This is a genomic window from Micromonospora sp. NPDC047557, from assembly GCF_043205095.1.
Classification (GTDB): domain Bacteria; phylum Actinomycetota; class Actinomycetes; order Mycobacteriales; family Micromonosporaceae; genus Micromonospora.
Window position 1 is genome coordinate 135,071 of record NZ_JBIDDK010000006.1, and the last position, 24,484, is coordinate 159,554.

Consider the following 24,484-nt stretch of genomic DNA (forward strand, 5'->3'; position numbering starts at 1 on the left):
AAGGACCGGTGCGCACCCATGATCACTATCGTCGCCGACACGCAGCGGACCGACCGCCCACACTGGCCGGTGTCGGAGGAGAGACGGACGGTCACCGTGCTGTTCGCCGACATCGTCGGCTCCACCGCACTTGTCGACCGGCTCGACCCGGAGGACGTCCGCGCGCTGCAACGGGCGTACTTCGACACGGTCGCCTCCGTGCTGCGCCGCTGGCACGGCGTGGTCGAGAAGTACGTCGGCGACGCGGTGATGGCGCTGTTCGGGGCGCGACACTCCGACGGCTTCGACGCGTACCGGGCGGTGCGGGCGGGGCTGGAGATCCAGGCCGCGTTGGATCGCCGGCCGATCCTCGGCGACATCACCCTGCGGGTGCGCGTCGGGGTCGCCACCGGCGAGGCGGTGGTCGACCTGGGCGACGCGGTCAGCGGCGGCCACGGCGTGGCCAGCGGCGCGGTGATCACCACCGCGGCCCGCCTGCAGGAGTACGCCGCACCCGGCGCCGTCGCGCTGTGCGCCGCCACGGCGCGGGCCACCGCCGGTCTCATCGTGCAGCGTCAACTGGCGCCGGTGCCGGTCGCCGGCCGGGTGCCGCCGATGCCGGTGTGGCATGCCGCCGGCCTGGCGCGAGCGGGCGCCGACCGACACGACGGCCCGCTGATCGGGCGACGTCGCGAACTGGCCAGCATCACCGACCAGGTGACCCGGGCGCTGCACGAGCGCGACCCGCGCTGGGTGTCCCTGGTCGGCCCGAGCGGCAGCGGCCGCAGCCGACTGCTGCACGAGCTGGCCCGGGCGCTGCGCACGGTGGACGGGATGCCGGTGCGCTGGTGCGTGGTGGGCTGCCCGCCGTACCCCGACCAGGTGCTCGCGCCGGTCGCCGAGCTGGTCCGCGGCGTCGCCGGCATTCGCCACGGCGACGGCCCGGCGGCGGTCCGCGACCGCCTGACCGACGCTCTGACACCGCTGTACCCGCCGGACCGGGTCGCGGCGGCGGTGGGGGCGCTGCAATCGCTGCTGACCACTCCGGACGGTTCGGCCGAGGCGCTGGCCGCCGCGGCGGTCTGCCGGGACGCGCTGCTGCGCCTGGCCGCCCACCGACCGCTTGTCGTCGCCGTGGACGACGTGGACCGTGCGGCGCCCGCCGTGAGCCACTTCCTGCACGCGCTGTTCACCGCGGCGGCGGCACGCGGGCTGCCGCTCGCGGTGCTCACCGTGCATCAGCCGCAGTGGGCCGACACCCGCCCGGGCCCGGCCCGCCGCGTGCCGATCCGCCCCCTGGCCACCGTGCAGTCCGGGCGGCTGCTGCGCCACCTGCTCACCCGGGCCGGGCAACCGGTGACCCTGGCCGACCGGCTGCTGCCACTGGTGGCGGGCCGTCCCGGCCACGCGGCCGCATACGTGCGGTCAATCGTGGACGGCGCCGACCGGGTGACGCTCCCGCTGCCCGACGCGGTCCGCAGGGCCGTCGGCGCGGAACTGGACCACCTCGACGGTGAACGACGGGCGGTGCTGATGGCCGCTGCCACCACCCGCGGTCCGGTCTCCGGCACTGCCGTCGATCGGGCCCTCGGTTGGGCGCCTGGCCGATCCGCATCGGCCCTACGCGGGCTGGTCGCGGCCGGGCTGCTGCTCCCCCGGCGCGCCGACGCGTACGTGTTCGCCGCGCCCGCGCTGCGCCAGGTCGCCGCCGAGCGGTTGCCCCGCGCGTTGCGGGCCGTCTTCGGTCGCCGTGCCGCCGAAGCACCGCGCCTCGACACCGTCCGCCCGGACGCACTCGACCCCACCTCGGTCCGTCGCGCCGCGGACCGTTCCGCCGCAGATCACCCTGTCGCGGACCGCCCAGCCGACGTGGCGCGTCCCGACGCCGTTCGCTCCCGGGCTGGCCGCCTCGGCGCCGCCTTCGCGGTGGTGGCCCCGACGGTCTCATCGCGCCGCACCGAACCGCCGCGCCGACGTCTCCCGACGGCGACGATGGCCACCGCACCGGTCGCGCCGAGTCGCCGGGCCAACCGCCCGGCGGGTGCCCGCCGCCTGCGCGCCGTCGCGTCCGCCAGTGACGTGCCACCGACCCGAGCGTCCGCGACGCCGACCGACACGGGCGGGCACTGGCTTGCGGACGTGGCCCGGACCCCGGTGACGATCCGTGCGGTGCCTACCGTGCCGGGGCCACCCGAACGCGGCGGACCCGCCACCGTCGGCCCACCGGCCAGAGTCGTGCGCGCCGCACCTCGCCCGCCGTTGATCCACTGGCCGAACGGCCTGGCCGCCGCCTGAGGGGTCAGACCGGTCGCCCGCCGAACTGCCAGTGGTGCACCTCGACGTCGGCGTACCGCTCCACGGTCAGGATGGCGCGCGCCGCGTCCGGGGTCGGCGCCCGAACCAGCGCGGCGGTGCCGAGCCAGGTGCCGCCGTCGTCGGACAGCAGAGGCCCGTACGCGATCAACTCGTCCCGGTCGGGCGGCACGGCCAGGTCAACGGCCGGCCCCGCGCCGAGGCCGAGCACCAGATACCGGTTGCCGCCGGTCCGACCGCCGGGAAAGTCCCACATCGTGCGGCCCAGCGTGTTGCGCCACCGGCGCAGCAGCACATCCCGGTACACGCCGGCCTGGTAGTTCGGCTCGTCGAAGGCGAACGCCCGCGCGGCGCCCGGGTCGGGCACGTCGACGATGTGCACGCTGCCGGTGGCCGTGTCGCCGGACAGGGTAGGGCCGCGCGCAATCATCTCCGCCGCGAACCGGTCCATGTAGGTCCAGTGCTGGGCCAGTAACTCGTCGCGCAACGTCGCCGAGTCGGGCCGGTCGCGGTGGTAACACAGGAACTCCACGCCGCCCATTCTCGACGCCGTGCCCACCCCCTGCGGGGCGGGCACGGCGTCGGGTCGCCCTACGGCACGGACGCCGAGGCCAACAGCGCGGCGGTGGGCAGCGCGAGCAGGCCGTCCGGGTCGCGGTAGGCGGCGGTCAGCTCGTCGTACGCGGCACGAATGCGGGCGATCACCGCCGGCGGCTGGGTCTCCATCAGCAGGCCGGGCCCGCTGATGCCATTCGCCGGACCGCTCCACCACGCCTCGGGGTCGGTGCGATGCGCCCAGGTGATCGTCTCGCACCGCACGTCGGCGAGGCCGGGGGCGTCGAGCAACCCGGCCAACCCCTCGGGGGTACGGGGAAAGTCCCGCTCCGCGTCCACCCTCGGCATCGAGGTCGGGCGGTCGACCCCGGCGGCGTCGAAGACCTCGCCCCAGAGGCTCTGCGCCTCGGGCGGCGGGTGGGGCCAGATCGTCACCGCGATCCGTCCGCCCGGCCGGACGACCCGTCGGAGTTCGGTGATCGCGGCCGTCGGGTCGCCCACGTGATTGATCACGAAGTTCGCCACGGCCGCGTCGAACTGCCCGGAGTCGAACGGGAGATGGGGCAGAGCCGCGAGGCGAACCTCGTCGGCGGACGGGAGCCGGCTGCGGGCCAGGTCGACCATGCTGGGCTCCGCGTCGACGGCCACCACACTGGCGCCGCGCGCGCACGCCAACCCGGCGACGGTCCCGGAACCGGTGCCGACGTCGAGCATTCGGGTTCCGGCACCGACGTGGGCAGCGTCCAACAGTGCCGGGGCGGGATGGGCGCACAGCAGCGCGAAACTGCCGTCGTACGCCGCCGCCCGCCCGGCCCAGCGCGACCGCTCGTGGTCATCGAAGGCTGTGGTCGTCATGCCGCACCCCCGTGAGGATCATGATCGCCGCCACGATAGCGCCCCGCCAAGGGCCCGGCGGAATCCGCTAACCGGCCGGCGCGGGTGACTTGCAATGGGCGCAGTCACGGCACCGCCACTCCCCCGCGCATCGGCGCCACCACCCGCTGAACGCCTGACGGCTCGGCGGTCGTTCAGTCGGCGGCGAGGAAGGCCAGCACCCGCGGCCAGACCTGCGCGGCGGCGTCCGGGGCGTACTCGGTGAGGTCCGGGTCGGTGAACAGGTGCCCGGCGCCGGGATAGCGGAACACGGTCAGGTCGGCGCCGGCGTCGCTCATCGTCCGCTGCCACTCGTCGACCTCGTCCGGCGCGTCGTACGGGTCCGGGTCGGCGACGTGCAGCTGCACCGGCAACCCGGGCCGGGCCGTGTCCGGCGCGCCGCCGGTGCCGTGCAGCAGGAGCAGTCCGGCGGCGTCGGGGCGCTCGGCGAGCAGCGCCCCGGCGACGCCGGCGCCCATCGAGAAACCGGCGAGGACCGTCCGCGGCGGCAGGTCGCGCACCGCCGCGCGGGCCCGGTCGAGCACCACCTCGTGGCCGATCTTGTCGAGCAGCGCGAAGCCGTCCTCGACGGTGTCGGCGGCCGGGACGCCGTACAGGTCGGGGGTGGTGACCTGGTGCCCGGCGGCGCGCAACCGGTCGGCGGCGGCGCGAACGGCGGGCCGCAGCCCGTACACGGAGTGGAACAGCACGACGTGTCGCATCAGGCCATCGTGCCGCAGCCGGGGGTGGGCGCGGCGGTGGCACGCGGGGCGGGAATCAGACCAGCGCCGTCAGCCGGGCCACCAGGGCCGTCGGGGGTGGCATCGCGGCGATCTCCTGGCTGACCTGCCCGGCGGCCGTCCGCAGGCTCTCGTCGGTGAGCAGCCGGGTCAGTGCCTCGGCGGTGATGTCGGCCGGACGCAGCGCGAGGCCGGCGCCCCGGCGGGCCACCAGCTCGGCGTTGTGCCGCCGGTCCCCCGGGCCCACAGTGGCCAGTTGCGGCAGGCCTGCGGCGAGGGCGCCGTAAACGCTGCCCGCACCGCCGTGGTGCACCAGCGCCGCGCTCGCCGGCAACGCCTCGTCGAGCGGGATCCAGTCCACCACCCGGACGTTGCCGGGCAGCGAACGGGCCGAGCGCTCATCGGGCCGGACCAGCACGATCTCGGCGTCCACCTGGGACGCGGCGGCCACCACGGCGGGCATCGGGCCCCGGTCGCCGGGGCCGGTGAGGGTGCTGCGGGTGACCAGGATCCGCTGTCGCTCGCCCGGCTCGCGCAGCCAGGCCGGCAGCTCGCCGCCGCCCACGTAGGACGTGTAGCGCATCGGCCAGCCGGCCTGGGCGGCCACGCTGGGCGGGGCCACGGCGAGGGCGGCGGCGGGTGGCGGCAGCTCCGCGAGGCCGTGCCGGCGCAGCGCGGCCCCGAGCCGGGCGGTGGTCGCGGCGACCAGGTCCCGGCCGTCGAAGAGGGTGTTCTCCTGGCGTACGGCCGGCACGTCGAGCCGCGCCGCCGCCACCGCGCCGGCGACCGCGAACGGCTCGTACACCACCAGATCCGGTCGCCACCGGGTGGCCAGCGTGACGACCGGGTCGGTGAGCTGGTCGTTGAGAGCGCCGAAGAGCAGCCCGGCGCCCCGCGTGCCGGCGGTGCCGGCGAGTTCGGCGCGCGCGATCAGCGGATGGCGGGGAAGGACCCGCAGCGCGATCCGGCCGAAGTCGAAGCCGGGCGCGACATCGTGCACGGCGAGCCCGGCGCCGGCGGCGGCCATCGCCCCACCGCCGGTGGCCACCAGCACGTCGTGGCCGGCGTCGCGCAGCGCGACGGCCAGCGGCACCAGGGGAAAAACGTGCCCGACGAGTGGGGCGGAGACCACCAGCACGCGCATCTCGCGGATCCTATGTCGACGCCGCCGGGCGCGGTGCCCCGTTGACCCCCGCGCCGCCGCGCCGTCAGTCGCCGTTCAGCCGCCGTCGCGCTGGTCGACGATGCGGCGCATCTTGCCCATCGACCGTTCCACCGAGTCCGGGGCGAGCACAGCCACCGCGACGCTCACCCCGATGGTGTTCTTCACCAACTCGACAAGCGTCGCGCCGGCCCGCTCGGCGGCGTCCACGGCGACCCCGACGCGCCGCTCCACCCGTACGGTCAGGGTGTCCAGCCGGCCCCGCCGGTCGAGGACGCACTGGAAGTGCGGCGACAGCTGCGGCGTACGCAGGATCAGCTCCTCGATCTGCGTGGGGAACACGTTCACCCCGCGCACGATCATCATGTCGTCCGTCCGGCCGGTGATCTTCTCGATCCGGCGCATCGGCCGCGCGGTGCCGGGAAGCAGCCGGGTGAGGTCCCGGGTGCGGTAGCGCACCACCGGCATCGCCTCCTTGGTCAGCGAGGTGAGCACCAGCTCGCCCCGCTCACCGTCGGGCAGCACCGCCCCGGTGACCGGGTCGATGATCTCCGGGTAGAAGTGGTCCTCCCAGAGGTGCAGCCCGTCCTTGGTCTCGACGCACTCGGTGGCCACGCCGGGGCCCATCACCTCGGAGAGCCCGTAGATGTCGACCGCGTGGATGTCCAACCGCTGTTCCATCTCGCGGCGCATGTCCTCGGTCCACGGCTCCGCGCCGAAGATGCCGACCCGCAGCGAGGTGGTGCGGGGGTCGACGCCCTGGCGCTGCATCTCGTCGACGATGGCGAGCATGTAGCTGGGCGTGACCATGATGACCTCGGGTTCGAAGTCGCGGATCAGCAGCACCTGCCGTTCAGTCATGCCGCCGGAGACCGGGATGACCGTGCAGCCGAGCTCCTCGGCCCCGTAATGGGCGCCCAGGCCGCCGGTGAAGAGCCCGTAGCCGTACGCGACGTGCACGCGGTCGCCGGGACGGCCGCCGGAGGCGCGGATGGACCGGGCCATCAGCCGGGCCCAGGTCCGCAGGTCGTCGCGGGTGTAGCCGACCACTGTGGGTCGACCGGTGGTGCCGGAGGAGGCGTGCAGTCGGGCGACCCGCTCCCGGGGTACGGCGAACATGCCGAACGGATAGTTGTCACGCAGCTCCGCCTTGCCGGTGAACGGGAAGCGGGCCAGGTCGGCGAGGTCGCGGCAGTCGTCGGGGTGCACGCCGGCGTCGTCGAACGCCCGGCGGTAGTGCGGCACGTGGTCGTACGCGTGCCGCAACGACCAGCGCAGCCGTTCACGTTGCAGGACCCGCAGCTCGTTGACGTCGGCGCGCTCGATCGGCTCCAGTTCCTCCGGACGAGGGGTGCGGTCCTGCATCGCCTGCCTCCTTGCGCGACGGTCCCGGTGCGGGCTGCGGGTACCGTACGCCCGCCGTCGCCCGGGCCGGCGGAGCGGTCAGCGGGCGGCCGGCAGCCGGTGCAGGGCGTCGACAAGTGGCGCCAGCTCGGGGGTGGCCTCCGCCTCGGCGAGCGCGTCGGTGAGCACCCGGTCGTGGGTCGGTCGGGTCTGGGCGAGCAGCTCGGAGCCGGCCGGGGTCAGCTCGGTGTAGATGCCGCGCCGGTCGTCGGCGCAGAGGATCCGGGTGAGCAGCCCTCGCTGCTCCAGGCGGGTGACCAGCCGGGTGGTGGCGCTACCGGAGAGCGCGGCGGCGCGGGCGAGCTGGCTCATCCGCATGTGCCAGCCGTCCTGCCGGGACAGCGCGTCGAGGACCGTGTATTCCACGACGGACAGGCCGTGGTCGGCCTGTAGGGCCCGCTCCAGGGACGTCTCGATCAGCCCGTGCAGGGCGGCGAGGGTGCGCCAGCCCTGCGCGCGGATCTCGACCGCGTCGTCGGCGATGCCCATGGCGGCCTCCTCGGTGTGATCTGAACCGGCCCCAGGCTACCACGCTTGCGCCGATATCAGGCGCGTGCAAGTATTTCTTTGCCGGCGCGTGTAGTTGCACGCGCCGCATATCTGTTCCGCTCCCGATGGGAAGACGATGTCCGTACGCCACACGTCCCTGCCGCCCGGCCTGATCGCGCTGGCCATCGGCGCCTTCGGCATCGGACTCACCGAGTTCGTGATCATGGGGCTGTTGCCCGAGGTGGCCGCGGACTTCGCGGTCACCGAGCCGGTGGCCGGCTGGTTGATCTCCGGCTACGCGCTCAGCGTGGCCGTCGGCGGGGTCGCCCTCACCGCGGCGGTCACCCGACTGCCCCGCAAACCGGTGCTGCTCGGCCTGATGGTGCTCTTCATCATCGGCAACCTGCTCTCCGCCGTCGCCGGCGACTACGCCGTGATGATGGCCGGCCGGATCGTCGCCGCGCTCTGTCACGGCGCGTTCTTCGGCATCGGCGCGGTGGTCGCCGCCGGCCTGGTCGCACCGGCCCGCCGGGCGGGCGCCATCGCCATGATGTTCGCCGGCCTGACCATCGCGAACGTGCTCGGCGTGCCCTTCGGCACCTTCCTCGGGCAGCACTTCGGCTGGCGGTCGACGTTCTGGGCGATCACCGCCATCGGGGTGGTCGCCCTGATCGGGCTGGCCCTGCTCATTCCCACCGGCGACACTGCGGACGCCGACCGCCCGGCGGGCGGTCTGCGCGGCGAGTTGCGGGCCTTCACCCACGCCCAGGTCTGGCTCTCCCTGGTGATCACCGTCCTGGGCTTCGGCGGAATGTTCGGCGCGTTCACCTACATCGCCTACACGCTCACCGAGGTCAGCGGCTTCGCCACCAGCACCGTGCCATGGCTGCTCGTCCTCTTCGGAGTGGGGCTCTTCGCGGGCAACCTGCTCGGCGGCCGGGCGGCGGACAGGTCACTGTCACGCACCCTGGTCACCGTCCTGGCGGTGCTCACCGTGGTGCTCGTCGGCTTCGCGCTGACCGCCACCAACCCGGTGCTGACCATCGTCGCACTGGTGCTGATGGGTGGGTTCGGCTTCGCCACCGTGCCGCCGCTGCAGATGCGGATCATGCGCTACGCCCACCAGGCGCCGACCCTGGCGTCCGGGGCGAACATCGCCGCGTTCAACCTCGGCAACGCGTTGGGCGCCTGGATCGGCGGGGTGACCATCGCCGCCGGACTCGGCTACACCTCGCCGATCTGGGCCGGCGCCGCGCTCACCCTGGCCGGCCTGGGCGTGCTCCTCGGCGCGCTGCGCCTGGCCCGTCGTCACGAGCCGACCCGGGCCGACCCGGGCCTGGTGGACACGACGGTCTGACCCCGCGGGGAGGACAACGCCGGGCCGGGCAGCTGCCCGGCCCGGCGTCGCTCTGATCATCGCCCTACCATCTTCCCGCAATTGCAAAAGATGTGCAACAAGGTCTGGACACCCGCTCGGGCCGTAACTAGCCTGATCGCCATGAGTCCTTACGTCGCGGATCCCTGGGCCTGGCAGGAAAGCTGGGACCGCCAGCAGGAGGCCTACCTCCCGGACCGGGAACACCGATTCACCGCCATGCTCGACACCGTCGACGCGGTCCTCGACGGCCGGCCGCCGCGGGTGCTCGACCTGGCCGGCGGCACCGGCACCATCTCGCTGCGGACCCTCGCTCGCTTCCCCGCCGCCGAGGCGACCCTGGTCGACCTCGACCCGGCGCTGCTCGCCATCGCCAGCGCCTCGCTGGCCGGCCGCGCCACCATCATCACCGCCGACCTCGGCACCCCCGGATGGCGCTCCACGCTCCCGCACCAGGAGTACGACGCCGTGCTCACCGCCACCGCCCTGCACTGGCTGCCGGCCGACCGACTCGGGCAGCTCTACGCCGAGCTGCGCGACGTGCTGCGACCGGGCGGCGTCTTCGTCAACGCCGACCACATGCCGGACGACACCATGCCGGAGCTGACCAAGCGGCTGATGGACCGGGCCCGGGACCGGCGCAACGCCCGGTACGCCGCCGGCTCGATGCTGTCCTGGTCGGATTGGTGGGAGCGGGCCGGCGCCGACCCGGCGCTCGCCCCGCTGGTCGCCCAACGACACGCGATCTACCCGACCGGGCACAGCCCCGAGTGGAACCCCCCGGTCTCCTGGCACCTGGCCGCGCTCACCGCGGCCGGCTTCAGCGAGGTCGGCACGGTCTGGCGAGGCGGTCCGGACGCCGCCGTCGCGGCAGTTCGCTGACGACGACAGCGCGTGGACGCCGCCGCGCGCCGGCAGCGCGTTGACGCCGACTGACGCCGGCAGCGGGTTGAGGCCGCCAGCGCCGGCAGTGCGTCAACGCCGGCTGGCGGCGGCACTACGCTCAGGAGCCGTGCCAGAGCCGTTCGAGCCGCGTACCGACCCCGACGTCGACCTACGGATCCCCGCCGACCGCCGCGAGCTGATCGCGCGCCCCGCGACGATTCTCGCCGTGATCGCGGCCGGCGGGGTGCTCGGCGCGCTGGCCCGGGCCGGTCTGCAACACGCCATACCGCACCCGCCGACCGGCTTCCCGTGGGCGACGTTCGGCGTCAACGTGTCCGGCTGCCTGCTGATCGGTGTGCTGATGGCGGTGCTCGGGCACCTCGACGGTGGGCATCCGCTGGCCCGCCCGTTCCTCGGGGTCGGGGTCCTCGGCGGATTCACCACCTTCTCGACCTACGCGGTGGACGTCCAGCAGGCCCTCGTGGCGGGCGCACCGGGCGTCGCGCTGGCGTACCTGGCCGCGACGGTGCTCGGGGCGCTCGTCGCGGTCGGGTTGGGCGACGCCGCCGCCACCGGACTGCTGCGGCGCCGGGTGGCCCGATGACCGTGCTGCTCATCGCCCTGGGGGCGGCCGTCGGCGCGCCGCTGCGCTACCTCACCGACCGGGCCGTGCAGTCCCGCCACTCCTCGGCGTTCCCCTGGGGCACGTTCAGCGTCAACGTGGTTGGGTCGCTGCTGCTCGGCGTCCTGGTCGGGTGGCCGGTCGACCCCGCGGTCGGCGCGCTGCTCGGCACCGGGTTCTGCGGCGCCCTGACCACCTACTCCACCTTCAGCTACGAGACCCTGCGGCTGACCAAGGGTGGTAATCGGCTGCTCGCGCTGGCCAACGTGCTGGGCAGCGTCGCGGCCGGGCTCGCCGCGGCCGCCGTCGGCTACGCCCTGGCCCGCGCCCTGCTGGGCTGACCTCCGCACGCCATGCCCTGAGCAAGGGAACGATCGAGAACACCCTGAGGGTATATACGCGAGGTATACCCTCGGGGTAGTCTCCTGGCATGAGCGTGCCACTGACCCTTCTCGGCCTCCTCGAACGGGAGCCCAGCCACGGCTACGACCTGAAGCGCGACTACGACGCCTTCTTCGGCCGGGGCAAGCCACTGCCGTTCGGCCAGGTCTACTCCACCCTCAGCCGCCTGGCCCGCGACGGCAAGGTGGTGATCAGCGACGTCGCCCCCGGCTCCGGCCCCGACCGCAAGCGCTACGTCATCACCGACGTCGGGGCGACCGAGGTCGAGCAGTGGCTGACCCAGCCGGTCGACCCGGAGCCGCACCTGCAGACAGTGCTCTTCGCCAAGGTCGTGCTCGCGCTGATGCTGGACCGTCCCGCAGCCGAGTACCTCGACACCCAGCGCAGCGCGCACCTGCAGCGGATGCGTGAGCTGACCGAGATCAAGCGCGCCGGCAGCCTGGTCGACGCGCTGCTCGCCGACCACGGCCTGTACCACCTGGAGGCGGACCTCCGGTGGATCGAGATGACCGGCGCCCGCCTGGACGCCCTACGGAAAGAGGTGCGGCCATGAGCGTGGTGCTCGAAGCACGGGACGTGGAGTTCGCCTTCGGCCAGACACCCGCCCTGCGCGGCGCGAGCGTCGCCGTGGAGGCGGGTGAGATCCTCGCCGTCATGGGCCCCAGCGGCTCGGGCAAGTCCACCCTGCTGCACTGCCTGGCCGGCATCCTCGTGCCCAACTCCGGCGAGATCCTCTTCGACGGGGCCCGGGTCGACGCCATGCCCGAGACCAAGCGCAGCAGCCTGCGCCGCGACCGGTTCGGCTTCGTGTTCCAGTTCGGCCAACTCGTCCCCGAGCTGACCGCGGTGGAGAACGTCGCCCTGCCGCTGCTGCTCAGTGGCGTACACCGCAAGCAGGCGTTGCCCAAGGCGTACGCCTGGTTCGCACGCCTCGGCCTGGACGGCCTGGAGCAGCGGCGCTCGGGTGAGTTGTCCGGCGGGCAGGCGCAACGCGTCGCCCTGGCCCGGGGCCTGGTCGCCGAGCCGCGGGTGCTCTTCGCCGACGAGCCGACCGGCGCGCTCGACTCGCTCACCGGCGAGCACGTCATGGACCTGCTGGTCGGCGCCGCCCGCGAGCAGGGCACCACGGTCATCCTGGTCACCCACGAACCCCGGATCGCCGCGTACGCCGACCGTGAGGTCATGGTCCGCGACGGGCGCGTCAACGCGCCGGACCGGATCGCGTCGTGATCCGCTTCGGGCTCCGCCTCGCCGTGGCCGGCGGCCGGGAGGCGCTCACCCGCCTGATCGTCATCGCCGCCGCTGTCGCCATCGGCAGCGGGCTGCTGCTGACCACCCTCGCCGGGGTCAACGCGGTCGACGCCCAGCTCACCCGGTACGCGTCGATCTATCCCCAGGCCTCCACCGCCGGTGCCGCCGATCCACTGTGGTGGTCGACGCGGGACGACTTCTTCCACAGCAAGCAGATCCTCCGGATCGACGTCGCCGCCACCGGACCGACCGCGCCCACCCCGGCCGGCGTCCCGACCACTCCGGGCCCCGGCGAGTTCTACGTCTCGCCGGCGCTACGGGAACTGTTCGCGGCACAGCCGGCCGACCACCTGGCCGACCGATACCCGGGGCGTGACCTCGGCACCGTCGGACCGTCCGGGTTGACCTCACCGGACACCCTGCTCGCCATCGTGGGCGGCACGCCGGACAGCGTCGCCAAGCTGCCCAACTCCCGGCAGGTCGACAACCTCGATGACAAGCCCGCTCTCCCCGAGACGGCGGTCAACCTCATCCTGGGCGTGATCGCCGGTGGGCTGCTGTTCCCGGTGCTGATCTTCATCGGCACCGCCACCCGCCTCAGCGCCGCCCGCCGGGAGCAGCGTTTCGCCGCGATGCGCCTGGTCGGCGCGACACCCCGGCAGATCTCGACGGTCGCCGCGGTAGAGGCGGCCGCCGCCGCCGTCGCCGGCACCGCCGTCGGCTTCGGCCTGTTCTACGCCTTCCGCGACACGCTCGCGGGCATCCCGTTCACCGGCATGCCGTTCTTCCCCGGCGACATGTCGCTGGGCCTGCTGAACGTTCTGCTCGTGGCGCTCGGCGTCCCGGCCGGCGCGGCGCTGGCCGCACAGATCTCGCTACGCCGGGTCCGGATCTCGCCGCTGGGCGTCACCCGCCGCGTCACCCCCCGCGCCCCGCGCGCGTACCGGCTGATTCCGATGGTGCTCGGCCTCGCCGTGCTGGTGTTCGCCCTCGGATATCGGCCCGAGACCTCCGACGGCCAGACCGCGGTGTTCCTGCCCGGCCTGCTGCTCATCATGGCCGGCCTGGTCCTCGCCGGCCCGTGGTTGACGATGGTCGGCGCCCGCGTCCTGGCCCGGTACGCCAACCGCCCGGCCACGCTCATTGCCGCGCGACGCCTCGCCGACAACCCGAAGGCCGGCTTCCGGGCGATCAGCGGCATCATGCTCGCGCTCTTCGTCACCAGTGTCGCCGTCGGTGTGATCACCACGATCGTCGACGAACGCGGCCCGGCCCCGGTCGGCTCGACCGACGCCGGCACGGTGAACACCATCTTCACCGAGAAGGTGGAGACGGTGCCCGACACCCTCTTCGCCGAGCTGCGCGCCATCAGCGGCGTGCGGTCCGCGACCGCCATCCGCGAAGCCCCGAACATCAACACCGGCGGCGAGGGCGGGGTGATCGCCTGCGCCGACCTGCCGAGCGCGTACGGCAGGTGCGCCCAAGGCGCCGTCGTCATCGAGGTCCCGATGGGTCTGAGCCGTTGGCAGGAGTCGGCGTCGTCCACAACGGAGTGGCGCGCGGCGTCGATCACGCTCGACGAGCTCCAGCGGCTGCCGGTGAGCTCGGTCGTCGTGGGCACAGACGGCTCGGCCTCCGCTATCGAGCGCGTCCGCACCGTGCTGGAGGTCGCCTTCCCGACCTTCTGGGTGGGGCCGAACGTGCCCGGCGACTTCGAGTCGGATTTCGCCGACACGCTGCGCGGCTGGGAACAACTGGCCAACGTCATCATCATCGCCAGCCTGGCGCTCGGCGGGTGCAGCCTCGCGGTCAGCGTCATCGGTGGCCTGACCGAACGACGCCGTCCATTCAGCCTGCTGCGCCTCAGCGGCGCACCGGTACGGGTCCTGCGTCGAGTGGTCGCGCTGGAGAGCGCCGTACCGATGCTCGCCGTCGCCGCCCTCGCCATCGGGATGGGCCTGCTCGCCGCGCACCTGTTCCTGCGGGCACAGATGGACTACACGCTCGTCGCGCCCGAGCCGCGCTTCTACGTGATCGTCGCCGTCGGACTGGTCGCCTGCCTCGGCGTCATCGCCTCCACGATGCCGCTGCTGGAACGCGTCACCGGGCCGGAGACCGCCCGCAGCGAGTAGTCGTCAGGCGCTCGGCCCGGTGGCCGCGAGAGCGACCACCGGGCCGAGCACGAAGACGGCGGGCGGGCCGATGCCCTCCCGGGCGGCGACCGCGCCGATCTCGTCCAACCGGGCGGGCACGGACCGCTGGTCGGGCAGCCCCGCGTCCTGCACGGCCAGCACCGGGGTCTCCGGAGCCCGACCGTGCTCGACCAGCACGGCCGCGATCTTCGCGATGGTGTCCACGGCCATCAGCAGCACGACGGTGCCCCGGGCGCGCGCCAGAGCCGCCCAGTCGACAAGCGAGTCGGGGTGCCCGGGCGGCAGATGCCCGGAGACCACGGTGACGTCGTGCGCCACGCCCCGGTGCGTGACCGGCACACCGGCGAGGGCCGGCGCGGCGAGGGCACTGCTGACCCCCGGGACCACCGTCACCGGCACGCCGGCCGCCGCGCAGGCCTGCATCTCCTCGTGGCCGCGTCCGAAGACGTACGGGTCGCCGCCCTTGAGCCGCACCACCCGGCGACCGGCCTTGGCGTGCGACACCAGGGCCGCGTTGATCGCGTCCTGGGCCATCGAGGGGCCACGGGGCACCTTCGCGGCATCGATGACCAGTACGTCGGGGCGCAGTCCGGCGAGCAGCCCCTGCGGGGCGAGCCGGTCGACCACGACGACGTCCGCGGCGTCGAGGAGGGCCTTTGCGCGTACCGTGATCAGGTCGTCGGGGCCCGGCCCGCCGCCCACCACGGCGACCGAGCCGTTGTGGTCGTGGCCGTGGTGGGCGTGCCCGTGGTGATGGTGATGGCCGACCGGGTCGTCGGGGTGGTCGTGCGGGCGTTGCGGGCGGCCCACCTTGTCCGCGAAGCCGGGCATCAACACGCGGTACGCGCAGGTGTCGCAGTTCATCCGGATGTCCCCGCCGAGCGCCTCGGCGTGGCGTTCGAGCACCAGATCCGCGAGGGCGTCACAGTCGCCGATCACCTCGGCGACCCGGACGTCCAGGTCGGGGTGCGCGGCGGCGAACTCCGCCGACTGGGCGACGATCCGGTCGGGCAGCACCCCGGCGAACAGGAAGTACGGCGCCACGACGATCCGCCGCGCGCCGAGCCGGCGCAACCGGTCCAGCACCTCCGGCACCGACGGCTGCGCCAGGGAGATGAAGCCCGGCTCGACGCCCGCGTAGCCGCGTCCCTCCCAGAGCAGCCGGGCGACCTTGGCCACCTCGGCGTTGGCGTCCGGGTCGGTGGACCCCCGTCCGATCAACGCCACCCACGTGCCGGCCCGGTCGGCACCCGCCAACGCCGTGCCGGCCCGGTCGGCACCCGCAAGCGCGGCGTCGATGCGCTCTTCGAGGGCCGTGTGCAGCAGTGGGTGCGGGCCGAGCGGGCGTCCGTAGCGGTAGGTCAGCCCGGGGTGCCGCTCCTGCTCACGGGCCATGGCGGCGGGGATGTCGCCCTTGCCGTGCCCAGCACCGGTGAGCACCAGCGGCAACGCGACGAGGGCCCGGTGCCCGCGCGCGACGAGCGCGCCGACCGCGTCGGTCAGCGGTGGGCGGGACAGCTCGATGAAGCCGCCCTCGACGTCCGCGACGTCACCGCGACGGCGGACCCGCTCGACGAGCGCGGCGAACTGGTCGACCCCGGCAGCGCTGCGCGTGCCGTGCCCGACGATGACCAGACCGGTCATGACTTCTCCTCGGTGTAGAGCAGAGCGTTGAGGGCGGCCGCGGCGACCGCCGAGCCACCCTTCTCGCCCACGTTGGACACCCCGGGCAGGCCGCTGGCCCGCAGCGCCGCCTTCGACTCGGCGGCGCCCACGAAGCCGACCGGCAGGCCGACGACCAGCGCGGGCGCGGCGTTGAGGGTGAGCAGTTCGACGAGCGCGGTGGGCGCGCAACCGACCACCCACACCGCGCCGGGGCCGACCCGGTCCAGCGCGATCCGCACGGCGGCCGCCGAGCGGGTGATGCCGGCCGCGCGGCCCAGTTGGGCGGCGGCCGGCTCGGCGACCGGGCAGACCAGCTCCAGGCCGGCGCGGGTGATGCCGGCCGCGACCATCGCCACGTCGGTGACCACGGTCGCACCGGCGCGCAGCGCCGCCAGCCCCGCCTCCAGGGCGGTCTCGTCGCAGACCAGGTCGTCGACGTACGCGAGGTCGGCGCTGGCGTGTACCACCCGTTCGGTCACCGCTCGGCTCAGCGGCGGCAGGTGCGACAGGTCGACCCGCTCGCGCAGGATGCGGTACGACTCGACCTCGATCGGATGCACCACCCGGCTCATCGGGCTCCTTCGCAGGGGTCGGGCTCGGCGACGCAGATCGCGTCGACCGGGCAGATCTCCAGGCACTCCAGGCAGCCGGTGCAGCGGTCGGCGCGTACCGTCAGGCCGCCGGCGACCGGCCGGATCGCGTGCGTGGGGCAGGTGAGCAGGCAGGCGCCGCAGCCCTGGCAGGCGCCGATGGTCACGATCGCCACCGGTACCCCCGGGGCGTGACCATTCGGCCGGCGACCAACCGGGTGTCGCTGTTGCCGACCACGACCACGCTGTACATGTCGACGATGGCCGGGTCGAGGGTGGCCAGCGTCGCCAGGTGCACCCGCTCGCCGGGGCGGCTGGCGTTGCGTACCACGCCGACCGGGGTGGCCGGTGGCCGGTGCGCGGCGAGGATGCCGAGCGCCTTGCCGAGCTGCCAGTCGCGCGCCCGGCTGCGCGGGTTGTAGAACAGCGTCACGAAGTCGCCCTCGGCGGCGGCGGTCACCCGCCGCTCGATGACCTCCCACGGGGTGTGCAGGTCGGACAGGCTCACGTAGGCGTGGTCGTGCCCGAGCGGCGCGCCGAGCAGCGCCCCGGCGGCGAGGGCGGCGGTCACCCCGGGCACACCGACCACGTCGATCCGCTCGTCGGCGTACTCCAGGGCGGGGCTCGCCATCGCGTACACCCCGGCGTCGCCGGAGCCGATCAGCGCGACCGCCCGGCCGGCGGCGGCCTCGGCGACTGCCGCGCGGGCCCGCGCCTCCTCCGCGCCCAGGCCGCTGGACAGCACCCGGGTGCCCGGCCGCAGCACGTCCCGCACCTGGTCGAGGTACTGGTCCAGGCCGACCACGACCGCCGCGCGACGCAACTCCGCCACCGCGCGGGGGGTCCGCAGGTCGGCGGCGCCCGGCCCGAGGCCGACGACGGCGAGCCGGCCGCGCGGCGCGTGCCGGGCCACCGCCACTGTCGCCATCGCCGTCGCGGTCTTGCCGACCAGCAGCGTCGCGTCGTCGGACCGGCCGTCCGGGCCGAGCAGCGCCGCGGCCTCCGCGACGCTCGGCGTGCCGACCGCGGCGCGGACCACCTCGCTGGGATGCGGCACATCGACAGTTGCCAGCCGCGTCGCCGGCCAGGTCACCAGGGGTACGCCGAGCGCGTCGGCGGTGCTGCGGATGCCCGCCTCGTCGGCCTTGATGTCGGCGCTGGCCAGGCAGCGCAGGCTCGCCGGGTCGAGGCCGGCCTCGGCCAGCACCCGGTGCAGCAGCTCGGTCACCTCGGCGGCCGGCACGCCCCGACTCGCGCCCACGCCGGCGACCAGCGACGGCGGTCGCAGCACGGCCGTGCGCCCGTCGAACGGCACCACCCGGTCGGTGACCAGCAGCCGGTACCCGTCGTCCGGTATGTCCTCGTCCGCGGCGCGCACGTTCGGGGGCAGGGCGGGCAGCGGCCAGTCGGCGTCGGCGACCAGCCGGACCGGTTCGCCGTCCAGGATGGCCCGGGACACCGCGGCGACCGCGCCCTGCACCGGCCAACCGAGGGTGTCCAACCCCGGCAGCCCGACCGCGTCGGTGGCGGTGGTGATCACCGGCCGGGCATCCAGCAGCGCGGCGACGGCTTCCGCGAGGTCGTTGCCGCCGCCGGCGTGACCGCCGAGCAGCGCCACGGCGTGCCGGGCCGCCTCGTCGACGACCACCACCGCCGGGTCGGTGCGCTTGTCGTCGAGCAGCGGCGCGACGATCCGCACCACCGCGCCGGTGGCCAGGAACGCGATCACCGCGTCACAGCCGGCCCAGGCGCTGCGCAGCGCGTCGGCGACGCTCTCCCCCTCGACCAGCCGCGCGTGCGGCCACGCGGCGGTCACAGTGTCGGCGTGCCGTCGGCCGGCAGCGGTGGCCGCCACCAGACCGATCCGGGCGGGCGGGTTCTGGTCGGTCACGGGCGCTCCCCGGTGAGGACGACCACCGGGTTGGTGGCCGCGAGGCGGATCGACCCGCCGGGCAGGTCGGCGAGGCGGGCGGCGGAGAGCTGGCTGCCCTCGACGGTGTAGCCGGCGGCACGCAGCAGGCCCACGGCCGGCGCGACGCGGTCCAGCGCGGCCAGGGTGAGCACCACCCGCTCGGGTCGGCGGGCCACCACGGCGGTGAGGACATCGGTGCCGCCACCGCCCACGAAGACCGCGTCCGGCTCGGGCAGCCCGTCCAGCGCCGCCGGGGCCCGCCCGACGACGACCCGCACGTCGACGGCGTGTACGGCGGCGTTGTCCCGGATCGTCGCGGCGGACGCGGAGTGCTGCTCCACGGCGAGCACGGCAGCGCCGAGCAGCGCGCACTCGATGCCGACCGAGCCGCTGCCCGCGCCGACGTCCCAGATCAGCCGGCCCAGTCGGGGGCGCAGCCGGGCGACGACGAGAGCACGCACCTCGGACTTGGTGATCATGGAATCGCGGTGGGCGTACCGGTCCTCCGGCAGTGCCCAGCCACCGGCCGGCGCGGCGGCGGGCTGGTTGTCGGCGCGCATCCCATCGGGCGCGACAAGATCGGGAGCGGGCGCGGCGGGACCGGGCGCGGCGATGCTGAGCAGGACGTGCGGGTCGGACCAGGTGCCGGCGGCGGCCTGCTCGGGGGTCGCCGCCCGGACGCGTTCGGCGTCGGTGCCGAGGTGTTCGGCGACCACCAGCCGGCGGGACCAGCCGACCAGTCCGGCGCCCAGCTCGGCCGCGCCGACGCCCGGCGCGGTGAGCACCGCGACCAGGGGCAGCGCCCGGCAGGCGTTCAGGGCCGGTCGCGGATCGCGGCCGTGCGCGGTGACCACGGCTGCACCGTCCCAGGGCAGCCCGGCACGGGCGAACGCGGCGGCCACACTGGAGACCGCCGGCACCACCCGCAGGGGCAGCCCGGCCGCGCGCAGCCGCCGGACGATGCCGAACAGGCCGGGATCGCCGCTGGCCAGCACCACGGCCGGCACCCCGGCGGCCACGGCGGCGTTCAACCGCCGTACGGCCGGGGCGAGCGGCCCGAGGACGACGGTGTCCACGCCGGGCGGCACGGAAACGGTGGCCAGGTGCCGGGCCGCTCCGACGACCAGCCCGGCCCCGGCCAGCGCGGGCGCGAGGGCGGGGTGGGGTGGCGCTCCGGCCGCGTCCACCCCGACCACGGTCACCACCGCGTCCGGGGCGGACTCGGTCACCACAGCGTCCGGGTACGCCAGGTTCGCCAGCGGGTCGGCGGCCGCCGCGGTCGCCCGGCTCATCGCGGCCACCGGCCCGACGAGGCGACCACCCGCGCGCCGGCGAAGTCGACCATCGCCACGTCCACGGTGACCGTCGGCCCGGCGAAGCGCCGCAGCACCTGCCCGACCCGCTGGCAGAGCAGGTCCCCGGCCGGGCCGAGCAGCCCGGCGGCCTCCCACAGCTCGTACGCGTGCCGCCCGGTGTTCGCCTCGGTCACCGCGGCGACCAGCGCCGGATCGCCACCGGCGTCGGCCGTCACCGCGCCGAGCAGGGACAGGTCCACCTTCGAGCGGGTGTAGTGGGTCATCAGGATTCCGGCGGCGAGTTTGGCGAGCTTGCCGGCCATGCCGACGAAGACCACCCCGGTCATCGCGTCGCCCACGGCGGCGGTGACGGCCGCGCCGGTGAAGTCGCCCACCTCGACGAAGCACACCTCGGGCAGGTCGGGCAGCAGCGCGCGGGCGGCCCGCTCGGTACGCCCGCCGGTGCACAGCACCACCGTCCGCTCGCCCTGGGCGGCCATCACGTGCACGGCCTGTACGACGCTGGCCCGCCAGGAGGCGGTGGAGAAGGGTCGGACGATCCCGGTGGTGCCGAGGATCGAGATGCCGCCGAGGACGCCGAGCCGCCGGTTGGTGGTCTTGCGGGCCATGATCTCGCCCCGGGGCACGCTGATGACCACGCGGACACCGACCTCGGTGAGGTCGACGACCTCGGCCACCGCCTCGCCGATCATCCGGCGTGGGGTGTCGTTGATGGCCGGGCCGCCGACCGCGAGGCCGAGGCCCGGCTTGGTGACGGTGCCGACGCCGGGACCGCCGGCCAGGCGCAGCCCGGGGACGTCGGTCCAGTCCACGGTGGCGGTCAGCTCGGCGCCGTGGGTGACGTCCGGGTCGTCACCGGCGTCCTTCACGACCACCGCCTCGGCGCGCGCCGGTGGGTTGCCGGTCACCTCGCAGCGTTCGACCGGGAACCGCACCCGCTGCCCGGCGGGCAGCCCGATCTCCACCTCCGGCGGGGCCACGCCGGTGACCAGCGCCGAGACGGCCGCCTTCGCCGCGGCGGTGGCGCAGGCCCCGGTGGTCCAACCCGTCCGCAGCGCGGTGGGCCGGACCTTCGCCGTACGTGGCAGGTCCGGCTCGCGCAGCGGCGGCTCGGCGTACGTCACGGGGTGCCTGTTCCCCCGGCGCGACCGCCGGACTGGCGGCGCAGCTCGGCACGTGCGGCCGGCTCGGCGCGACGGAAGGTGTGGAAGTGCCCGGGGTGGTACAGGTGCGAGCGGGTGCCCTCGGCGCCCAGCGCCGGCCCGACCAGGAAGAGCGTGTGTTTCCACAGCTTGTGCTGCTTGACCGTGGCCTCCAGGGTGCCGACCGTGCAGCGCACGACCAGCTCGTCGGGCCAGGTCGCCTGGTACGCCACCACGGCCGGGGTGTCCGCCGGGTAGCCGCCGGCCAGCAGTTCGGCCTGCACCTGACCGGAGCGGGCGGCGGAGAGGAACAGCGCCATGGTGGTGCCGTGCCGGGCGAAGTCGCGGACCCGCTCGCCGGGCGGCATCGGGGTCTTGCCGCCTTCGAGGCGGGTGAGGATCACCGACTGGGCGACCTCGGGCACGGTCAGCTCCCGCCCGACGAGCGCCGCGACGGCGGTGAACGACGACACTCCGGGCACGATCTCGACGGCCAGGTCGAGCGTTCGGCACAGATCCAGTTGCTCCTGCACGGCGCCCCAGAGCGCCGGGTCACCGGAGTGGATGCGGGCCACGGTCAGGCCCTGCTCGGCGGCGCGCTGGTAGAGCGGGAGCACGCCCTCGATGGGCAGCTGCGACGAGTCGACGATCTCCGCGTCGGGGCGCGCGTGGTGCAGGACGTCGGCGTGCACCAGGCTGGCCGCCCAGATCACGATGTCGGCCGCGGCGATCACCCGGGCGGCCCGCAGGGTCAGCAGGTCCGCCGCACCCGGGCCGGCCCCGACGAACCACACCTTGCCGTTGCTGGTCACAGCTTTCCTCCTCGGTGGTCGCGGCGGGCGGGCACCAGCAGCGTCGACAGGTACGGCAGGTCGTGCGCGGTGTCGTCGACTCCGCCGACGTGTTCGCCGGGCAGGCCCAGGCTGCGCCCGAGCACCGCGTCGGCGAGGCGGCCCTGTCGGCGCAGTTCGGCGAGCAGCTCCGGGTGCTGCCGCCAGCCCTTGTAGGCGACCACGGTGCCCGGCCCGGCGAGGGCGTCGGCGAACAGCGCCAGACCGGCGGTGGCCGGCAGCAGGGTCAGCGGTTCGCGTCCCTCGCAGAGCGGAACGCCGCTGCGGGCGGCCAGTTCCTGCATGGCGGTGACGCCGGGCACGGTCGCCACCCGCACGGTGGGGCGCAGCGCGCGGACGCTCTGCGCCAGATAGCCGAAGGTGGAGTAGACGTTGGGGTCGCCGATGGTGGCGAAGGCGAGGGACCGCGCGCCCGCGTCGACCGCGTCGACCACGCTCCGGGCGGCGTCGTCCCAGGCCGCTGCCCGGCGGGCGGTCACCCCACCCCGGTCGTCGAGGGCGAACGGCAGCCGACGCAGCCGGTCCGCCGGCACGTACTCCCGGACGGTCGCCTCGGCCCGCCCGGCCTCCGAGCCCGGCGGCGTCGCACCGGCGGTCCCGGTCGGCGCGACCCGGTCCGCCATCACGGGTACGAAGACCACGTCGGCCTCGCGCAGGATCCGCACGGCCTTGACGGTGAGCAGTTCCGGGTCGCCCGGCCCGACACCGACGCCGGTCAGCGTGGCGTCGGCGGGACACGCGTCGGTGGTCGGCCTCGCGTGGGCGCGCTGCGCGCTCATCGGCACGCCTCGACCAGCCGGCGGGCCGCAGTGGGGTGGCCGGCCCAGTGGGTGTGCAGGTAGGAGGCGTGTACGCGGCCGGCGACGAAGCCGTGGTCCGTGCCGTTCCAGCGCCACGCCGGCCGCTCGCCGTACCCGGGGTCGGTGGTGGTGCGGTGGAACTCGTGGCCACGTACCGGCTCGCCCGCGCGGGCCACCGGGGAGTCGGTGACGGCCAGGGCCTCGCGGTAGCCGAGGGTGAGCCGGCCGGTCATCCGGGCGGCGAGGTCCAGCCGACCGCACATCGGTACGCCGTCCAGGGCTCGCCCGAGGTAGAGCAGCCCGGCGCACTCGGCCACGACCGGCCCGTCGAAGTCGGCCAGCTCGGCCCGGAGTGTGCCGTTGCCCGCGAGGGCCTCCGCGTACGCCTCGGGGAACCCGCCGCCGATCACGACCGCGCGGGTGCCGGCGGGCAGTGCCGGGTCGCGCAGCGGGTCGACGGTGACGACGTCCGCCCCGGCGGCGGTGAGCAGCTCGGCGGTCTCCGCGTACGAGAAGGTGAAGGCCGGTCCACCGGCGAGCGCGACGAGCGGGCGTTCGTCGCCGGCCGGACCGCCGACGGCGACGACCGGGTCCCAGGCCGCGGCGGTCAGCGGCGCGGCGGTGCGGGCCAGGTCGAGGACGGCGTCGAGGTCCACGGTGGCCTCCACCAGTTCGGCGAGGGCGGTGACGATCGCGAGGGACTCGGGTGCCCGCTCCGCCACCGGGACCAGCCCGAGGTGCCGGGCCGGCGCGGCAACCTCGGCGGCGCGGGTGACCGCCCCGAGCACCGGTACGCCGACCTCGGCGAGGGCGTCGCGCAGCAGCGTCTCGTGCCGGGGCGAGCCGACCCGGTTGAGGATCACCCCGCCGATGCGGACCGCCGGGTCGAACGCGGCCATGCCGAGGGTCAGCGCGGCGGCCGAGCGGCCCTGCGCGGTGGTGTCCAGCACCAGCACCACGGATGCCTCGATCAGGCGGGCGACGTGCGCGGTGGAGGCGAAGTCGCGTCGACCCACCGCCCCGTCGTGCAGGCCCATCACACCCTCCACCACGGCGATGTCGGCGGGCGTCGGGACGCTCGCGCCGTGGCGCAGCAGACCGGCGATCCGCTCGGCCCCGACCAGGAACGGATCGAGGTTCCGGCCGGGCCGCCCGGCGGCGAGGGCGTGGTAGCCGGGGTCGATGTAGTCCGGGCCGACCTTGTGCGGGCTGACCGTCAGGCCGCGACGGCGCAGCGCGGCGAGCAGCCCGGTGGCGACTGTGGTCTTGCCGTGGCCGCTGGCCGGCGCGGCGATGACCACTCGGGGCAGCGCCCAGGGCGCGCTCACCACTCGATGCCCTTCTGGCCCTTCTGGCCGGCGTCCATCGGGTGCTTGACCTTGGTCAGCTCGGCCACCAGGTCAGCGGCGGCGATCAGGCGCGGGTCGGCGTCCCGGCCGGTGATGACGACATGCTGGAAGCCGGGGCGCTCGGCCAGGGTGGCGACCACCTCGTCGACGTCCACCCAACCCCACTTCATCGGGTAGGTGAACTCGTCCAGCACGTACAACCCGTACCGCTGCGCGGCCAGGTCGCGCTGGATCTGCCGCCAGCCCTCCAGGGCGTCGGCGGCGTGGTCGGCCTCGCCGCCGCGCTGGATCCAGGACCAGCCCTCGCCCATCTTGTGCCAGGCGACCGGCGCGCCCTGGCCGGTACGCTCGTGCACCTCGCCGAGCGCCCGGAAGGCGTTCTCCTCCCCCACCCGCCACTTGGCGCTCTTGACGAACTGGAACACCCCGACCGGCAGGCCGGCGGTCCAGGCCCGCAACGCCAGCCCGAAGGCCGCAGTGGACTTGCCCTTCATCTGTCCGGTGTGGACGATCAGCAGTGGCCGGTGCCGCCGCTGCCGGGTCGTCAACCCGTCAGCGGGCACCACACTCGGCTGTCCCTGCGGCATCAGTGCGTCCCCCGTCCCGCGGGCACTCCCGCGATCGTGCAGCTTCTGCTGGTCATCTGCGCGCCTCGT

At 74.8% G+C, this 24,484-nt stretch carries 24 protein-coding genes; 8 read left to right on the plus strand and 16 right to left on the minus strand.

The window, feature by feature from the left end; genetic code table 11:
- Positions 1 to 18 precede the first annotated feature (18 nt).
- On the plus strand, positions 19 to 2,274 hold the full coding sequence (locus ACGGAQ_RS16980; protein WP_393049960.1) for an AAA family ATPase: 2,256 nt from the start codon (positions 19 to 21) through the stop codon (positions 2,272 to 2,274).
- A gap of 4 nt (positions 2,275 to 2,278) precedes the next feature.
- Here ACGGAQ_RS16980 and ACGGAQ_RS16985 read toward each other — a convergent pair whose 3' ends face one another.
- From ACGGAQ_RS16985 to ACGGAQ_RS17010, 6 genes are all read right to left on the minus strand, one after another.
- Complete coding sequence (locus ACGGAQ_RS16985) at positions 2,279 to 2,824, minus strand: YciI family protein (protein WP_393049963.1); 546 nt, start codon at positions 2,822 to 2,824, stop codon at positions 2,279 to 2,281.
- Positions 2,825 to 2,883: 59 nt separating this feature from the next.
- Positions 2,884 to 3,702, minus strand: a complete 819-nt coding sequence (locus tag ACGGAQ_RS16990) for a class I SAM-dependent methyltransferase (RefSeq protein WP_393049966.1) — start codon at positions 3,700 to 3,702, stop codon at positions 2,884 to 2,886.
- A 173-nt stretch (positions 3,703 to 3,875) separates the two neighbouring features.
- Positions 3,876 to 4,442, minus strand: a complete 567-nt coding sequence (locus ACGGAQ_RS16995; protein WP_393049969.1) for a dienelactone hydrolase family protein — start codon at positions 4,440 to 4,442, stop codon at positions 3,876 to 3,878.
- Between the two features lie 55 nt (positions 4,443 to 4,497).
- On the minus strand, positions 4,498 to 5,604 hold the full coding sequence (locus tag ACGGAQ_RS17000; protein ID WP_393049972.1) for a nucleotide disphospho-sugar-binding domain-containing protein: 1,107 nt from the start codon (positions 5,602 to 5,604) through the stop codon (positions 4,498 to 4,500).
- A 75-nt stretch (positions 5,605 to 5,679) separates the two neighbouring features.
- Positions 5,680 to 6,987, minus strand: a complete 1,308-nt coding sequence (gene paaK, locus ACGGAQ_RS17005; protein WP_393049975.1) for a phenylacetate--CoA ligase PaaK — start codon at positions 6,985 to 6,987, stop codon at positions 5,680 to 5,682.
- Between the two features lie 78 nt (positions 6,988 to 7,065).
- Positions 7,066 to 7,515 (minus strand): MarR family winged helix-turn-helix transcriptional regulator, encoded by a 450-nt coding sequence (locus ACGGAQ_RS17010; protein ID WP_393049977.1) that lies wholly within the window; start codon positions 7,513 to 7,515, stop codon positions 7,066 to 7,068.
- A 136-nt stretch (positions 7,516 to 7,651) separates the two neighbouring features.
- Here ACGGAQ_RS17010 and ACGGAQ_RS17015 point away from each other — a divergent pair, with 136 nt between their 5' ends.
- The 7 genes from ACGGAQ_RS17015 to ACGGAQ_RS17045 all read left to right on the plus strand — a co-directional run bounded on the left by ACGGAQ_RS17015 (position 7,652) and on the right by ACGGAQ_RS17045 (position 14,182).
- Entirely contained in the window at positions 7,652 to 8,872 is a 1,221-nt protein-coding gene (locus ACGGAQ_RS17015) for an MFS transporter (protein WP_393049980.1), read from the plus strand.
- Positions 8,873 to 9,013: 141 nt separating this feature from the next.
- On the plus strand, positions 9,014 to 9,772 hold the full coding sequence (locus ACGGAQ_RS17020) for a class I SAM-dependent methyltransferase (RefSeq protein ID WP_393049983.1): 759 nt from the start codon (positions 9,014 to 9,016) through the stop codon (positions 9,770 to 9,772).
- A 130-nt stretch (positions 9,773 to 9,902) separates the two neighbouring features.
- Positions 9,903 to 10,379: a fluoride efflux transporter FluC gene (locus ACGGAQ_RS17025; protein WP_393049985.1), complete on the plus strand. Its 477-nt coding sequence runs from the start codon at positions 9,903 to 9,905 to the stop codon at positions 10,377 to 10,379.
- Positions 10,376 to 10,738, plus strand: coding sequence for a fluoride efflux transporter CrcB (gene crcB, locus ACGGAQ_RS17030; protein WP_393049988.1), 363 nt, complete (start codon positions 10,376 to 10,378; stop codon positions 10,736 to 10,738). The genes ACGGAQ_RS17025 and crcB overlap by 4 nt, the downstream gene beginning before the upstream one ends.
- 89 nt (positions 10,739 to 10,827) lie before the next feature.
- The gene (locus ACGGAQ_RS17035) at positions 10,828 to 11,352 is read left to right on the plus strand and encodes a PadR family transcriptional regulator (protein ID WP_354862237.1); all 525 of its coding nucleotides are present in this window, start codon (positions 10,828 to 10,830) and stop codon (positions 11,350 to 11,352) included.
- Complete coding sequence (locus tag ACGGAQ_RS17040; RefSeq protein WP_393049991.1) at positions 11,349 to 12,029, plus strand: ABC transporter ATP-binding protein; 681 nt, start codon at positions 11,349 to 11,351, stop codon at positions 12,027 to 12,029. The genes ACGGAQ_RS17035 and ACGGAQ_RS17040 overlap by 4 nt, the downstream gene beginning before the upstream one ends.
- Positions 12,026 to 14,182, plus strand: a complete 2,157-nt coding sequence (locus tag ACGGAQ_RS17045; protein ID WP_393049993.1) for an FtsX-like permease family protein — start codon at positions 12,026 to 12,028, stop codon at positions 14,180 to 14,182. The genes ACGGAQ_RS17040 and ACGGAQ_RS17045 overlap by 4 nt, the downstream gene beginning before the upstream one ends.
- 3 nt (positions 14,183 to 14,185) lie before the next feature.
- Here ACGGAQ_RS17045 and cobA read toward each other — a convergent pair whose 3' ends face one another.
- Genes cobA through cobO form a run of 10 tightly spaced genes read right to left on the minus strand, consistent with a single transcriptional unit; the run spans position 14,186 to position 24,415 of the window.
- Positions 14,186 to 15,847: a uroporphyrinogen-III C-methyltransferase gene (cobA, locus tag ACGGAQ_RS17050; RefSeq protein WP_393049996.1), complete on the minus strand. Its 1,662-nt coding sequence runs from the start codon at positions 15,845 to 15,847 to the stop codon at positions 14,186 to 14,188.
- On the minus strand, positions 15,844 to 16,440 hold the full coding sequence (locus tag ACGGAQ_RS17055) for a precorrin-8X methylmutase (protein ID WP_393049999.1): 597 nt from the start codon (positions 16,438 to 16,440) through the stop codon (positions 15,844 to 15,846). The genes cobA and ACGGAQ_RS17055 overlap by 4 nt, the downstream gene beginning before the upstream one ends.
- Entirely contained in the window at positions 16,437 to 16,634 is a 198-nt protein-coding gene (locus ACGGAQ_RS17060; RefSeq protein ID WP_393050000.1) for a 4Fe-4S binding protein, read from the minus strand. The genes ACGGAQ_RS17055 and ACGGAQ_RS17060 overlap by 4 nt, the downstream gene beginning before the upstream one ends.
- Positions 16,622 to 18,349 (minus strand): precorrin-3B C(17)-methyltransferase, encoded by a 1,728-nt coding sequence (gene cobJ / locus ACGGAQ_RS17065; protein ID WP_393050002.1) that lies wholly within the window; start codon positions 18,347 to 18,349, stop codon positions 16,622 to 16,624. The genes ACGGAQ_RS17060 and cobJ overlap by 13 nt, the downstream gene beginning before the upstream one ends.
- On the minus strand, positions 18,346 to 19,662 hold the full coding sequence (gene cbiE, locus ACGGAQ_RS17070; protein ID WP_393050004.1) for a precorrin-6y C5,15-methyltransferase (decarboxylating) subunit CbiE: 1,317 nt from the start codon (positions 19,660 to 19,662) through the stop codon (positions 18,346 to 18,348). The genes cobJ and cbiE overlap by 4 nt, the downstream gene beginning before the upstream one ends.
- Positions 19,659 to 20,810, minus strand: coding sequence for a cobalt-precorrin-5B (C(1))-methyltransferase (locus ACGGAQ_RS17075; protein WP_393050006.1), 1,152 nt, complete (start codon positions 20,808 to 20,810; stop codon positions 19,659 to 19,661). Before ACGGAQ_RS17075 ends, cbiE begins: the two co-directional genes overlap by 4 nt.
- The gene (gene cobM, locus ACGGAQ_RS17080; protein ID WP_393050009.1) at positions 20,807 to 21,640 is read right to left on the minus strand and encodes a precorrin-4 C(11)-methyltransferase; all 834 of its coding nucleotides are present in this window, start codon (positions 21,638 to 21,640) and stop codon (positions 20,807 to 20,809) included. Before cobM ends, ACGGAQ_RS17075 begins: the two co-directional genes overlap by 4 nt.
- The gene (gene cobI, locus ACGGAQ_RS17085) at positions 21,637 to 22,458 is read right to left on the minus strand and encodes a precorrin-2 C(20)-methyltransferase (RefSeq protein ID WP_393050012.1); all 822 of its coding nucleotides are present in this window, start codon (positions 22,456 to 22,458) and stop codon (positions 21,637 to 21,639) included. The genes cobM and cobI overlap by 4 nt, the downstream gene beginning before the upstream one ends.
- Positions 22,455 to 23,810, minus strand: coding sequence for a cobyrinate a,c-diamide synthase (locus ACGGAQ_RS17090; protein WP_393050015.1), 1,356 nt, complete (start codon positions 23,808 to 23,810; stop codon positions 22,455 to 22,457). The genes cobI and ACGGAQ_RS17090 overlap by 4 nt, the downstream gene beginning before the upstream one ends.
- Positions 23,804 to 24,415 (minus strand): cob(I)yrinic acid a,c-diamide adenosyltransferase, encoded by a 612-nt coding sequence (gene cobO / locus ACGGAQ_RS17095; RefSeq protein WP_393050018.1) that lies wholly within the window; start codon positions 24,413 to 24,415, stop codon positions 23,804 to 23,806. The genes ACGGAQ_RS17090 and cobO overlap by 7 nt, the downstream gene beginning before the upstream one ends.
- Between the last annotated feature and the right edge of the window lie 69 nt (positions 24,416 to 24,484).

Coding starts and splice junctions, on each gene's coding strand:
- ACGGAQ_RS16990 (WP_393049966.1), bottom strand. CDS start 3,702: ATGACGACCACAGCCTTCGATGACCACGAGCGGTCGCGCTGGGCCGGG.
- ACGGAQ_RS17000 (WP_393049972.1), bottom strand. CDS start 5,604: ATGCGCGTGCTGGTGGTCTCCGCCCCACTCGTCGGGCACGTTTTTCCC.
- ACGGAQ_RS17015 (WP_393049980.1), top strand. CDS start 7,652: ATGTCCGTACGCCACACGTCCCTGCCGCCCGGCCTGATCGCGCTGGCC.
- ACGGAQ_RS16980 (WP_393049960.1), top strand. CDS start 19: ATGATCACTATCGTCGCCGACACGCAGCGGACCGACCGCCCACACTGG.
- ACGGAQ_RS17020 (WP_393049983.1), top strand. CDS start 9,014: ATGAGTCCTTACGTCGCGGATCCCTGGGCCTGGCAGGAAAGCTGGGAC.
- ACGGAQ_RS16995 (WP_393049969.1), bottom strand. CDS start 4,442: ATGCGACACGTCGTGCTGTTCCACTCCGTGTACGGGCTGCGGCCCGCC.
- cbiE (WP_393050004.1), bottom strand. CDS start 19,662: ATGAGCCGGGCGACCGCGGCGGCCGCCGACCCGCTGGCGAACCTGGCG.
- ACGGAQ_RS17010 (WP_393049977.1), bottom strand. CDS start 7,515: ATGGGCATCGCCGACGACGCGGTCGAGATCCGCGCGCAGGGCTGGCGC.
- cobA (WP_393049996.1), bottom strand. CDS start 15,847: ATGACCGGTCTGGTCATCGTCGGGCACGGCACGCGCAGCGCTGCCGGG.
- paaK (WP_393049975.1), bottom strand. CDS start 6,987: ATGCAGGACCGCACCCCTCGTCCGGAGGAACTGGAGCCGATCGAGCGC.
- crcB (WP_393049988.1), top strand. CDS start 10,376: ATGACCGTGCTGCTCATCGCCCTGGGGGCGGCCGTCGGCGCGCCGCTG.
- ACGGAQ_RS17040 (WP_393049991.1), top strand. CDS start 11,349: ATGAGCGTGGTGCTCGAAGCACGGGACGTGGAGTTCGCCTTCGGCCAG.
- ACGGAQ_RS17055 (WP_393049999.1), bottom strand. CDS start 16,440: ATGAGCCGGGTGGTGCATCCGATCGAGGTCGAGTCGTACCGCATCCTG.
- cobO (WP_393050018.1), bottom strand. CDS start 24,415: ATGCCGCAGGGACAGCCGAGTGTGGTGCCCGCTGACGGGTTGACGACC.
- ACGGAQ_RS17035 (WP_354862237.1), top strand. CDS start 10,828: ATGAGCGTGCCACTGACCCTTCTCGGCCTCCTCGAACGGGAGCCCAGC.
- cobI (WP_393050012.1), bottom strand. CDS start 22,458: ATGAGCGCGCAGCGCGCCCACGCGAGGCCGACCACCGACGCGTGTCCC.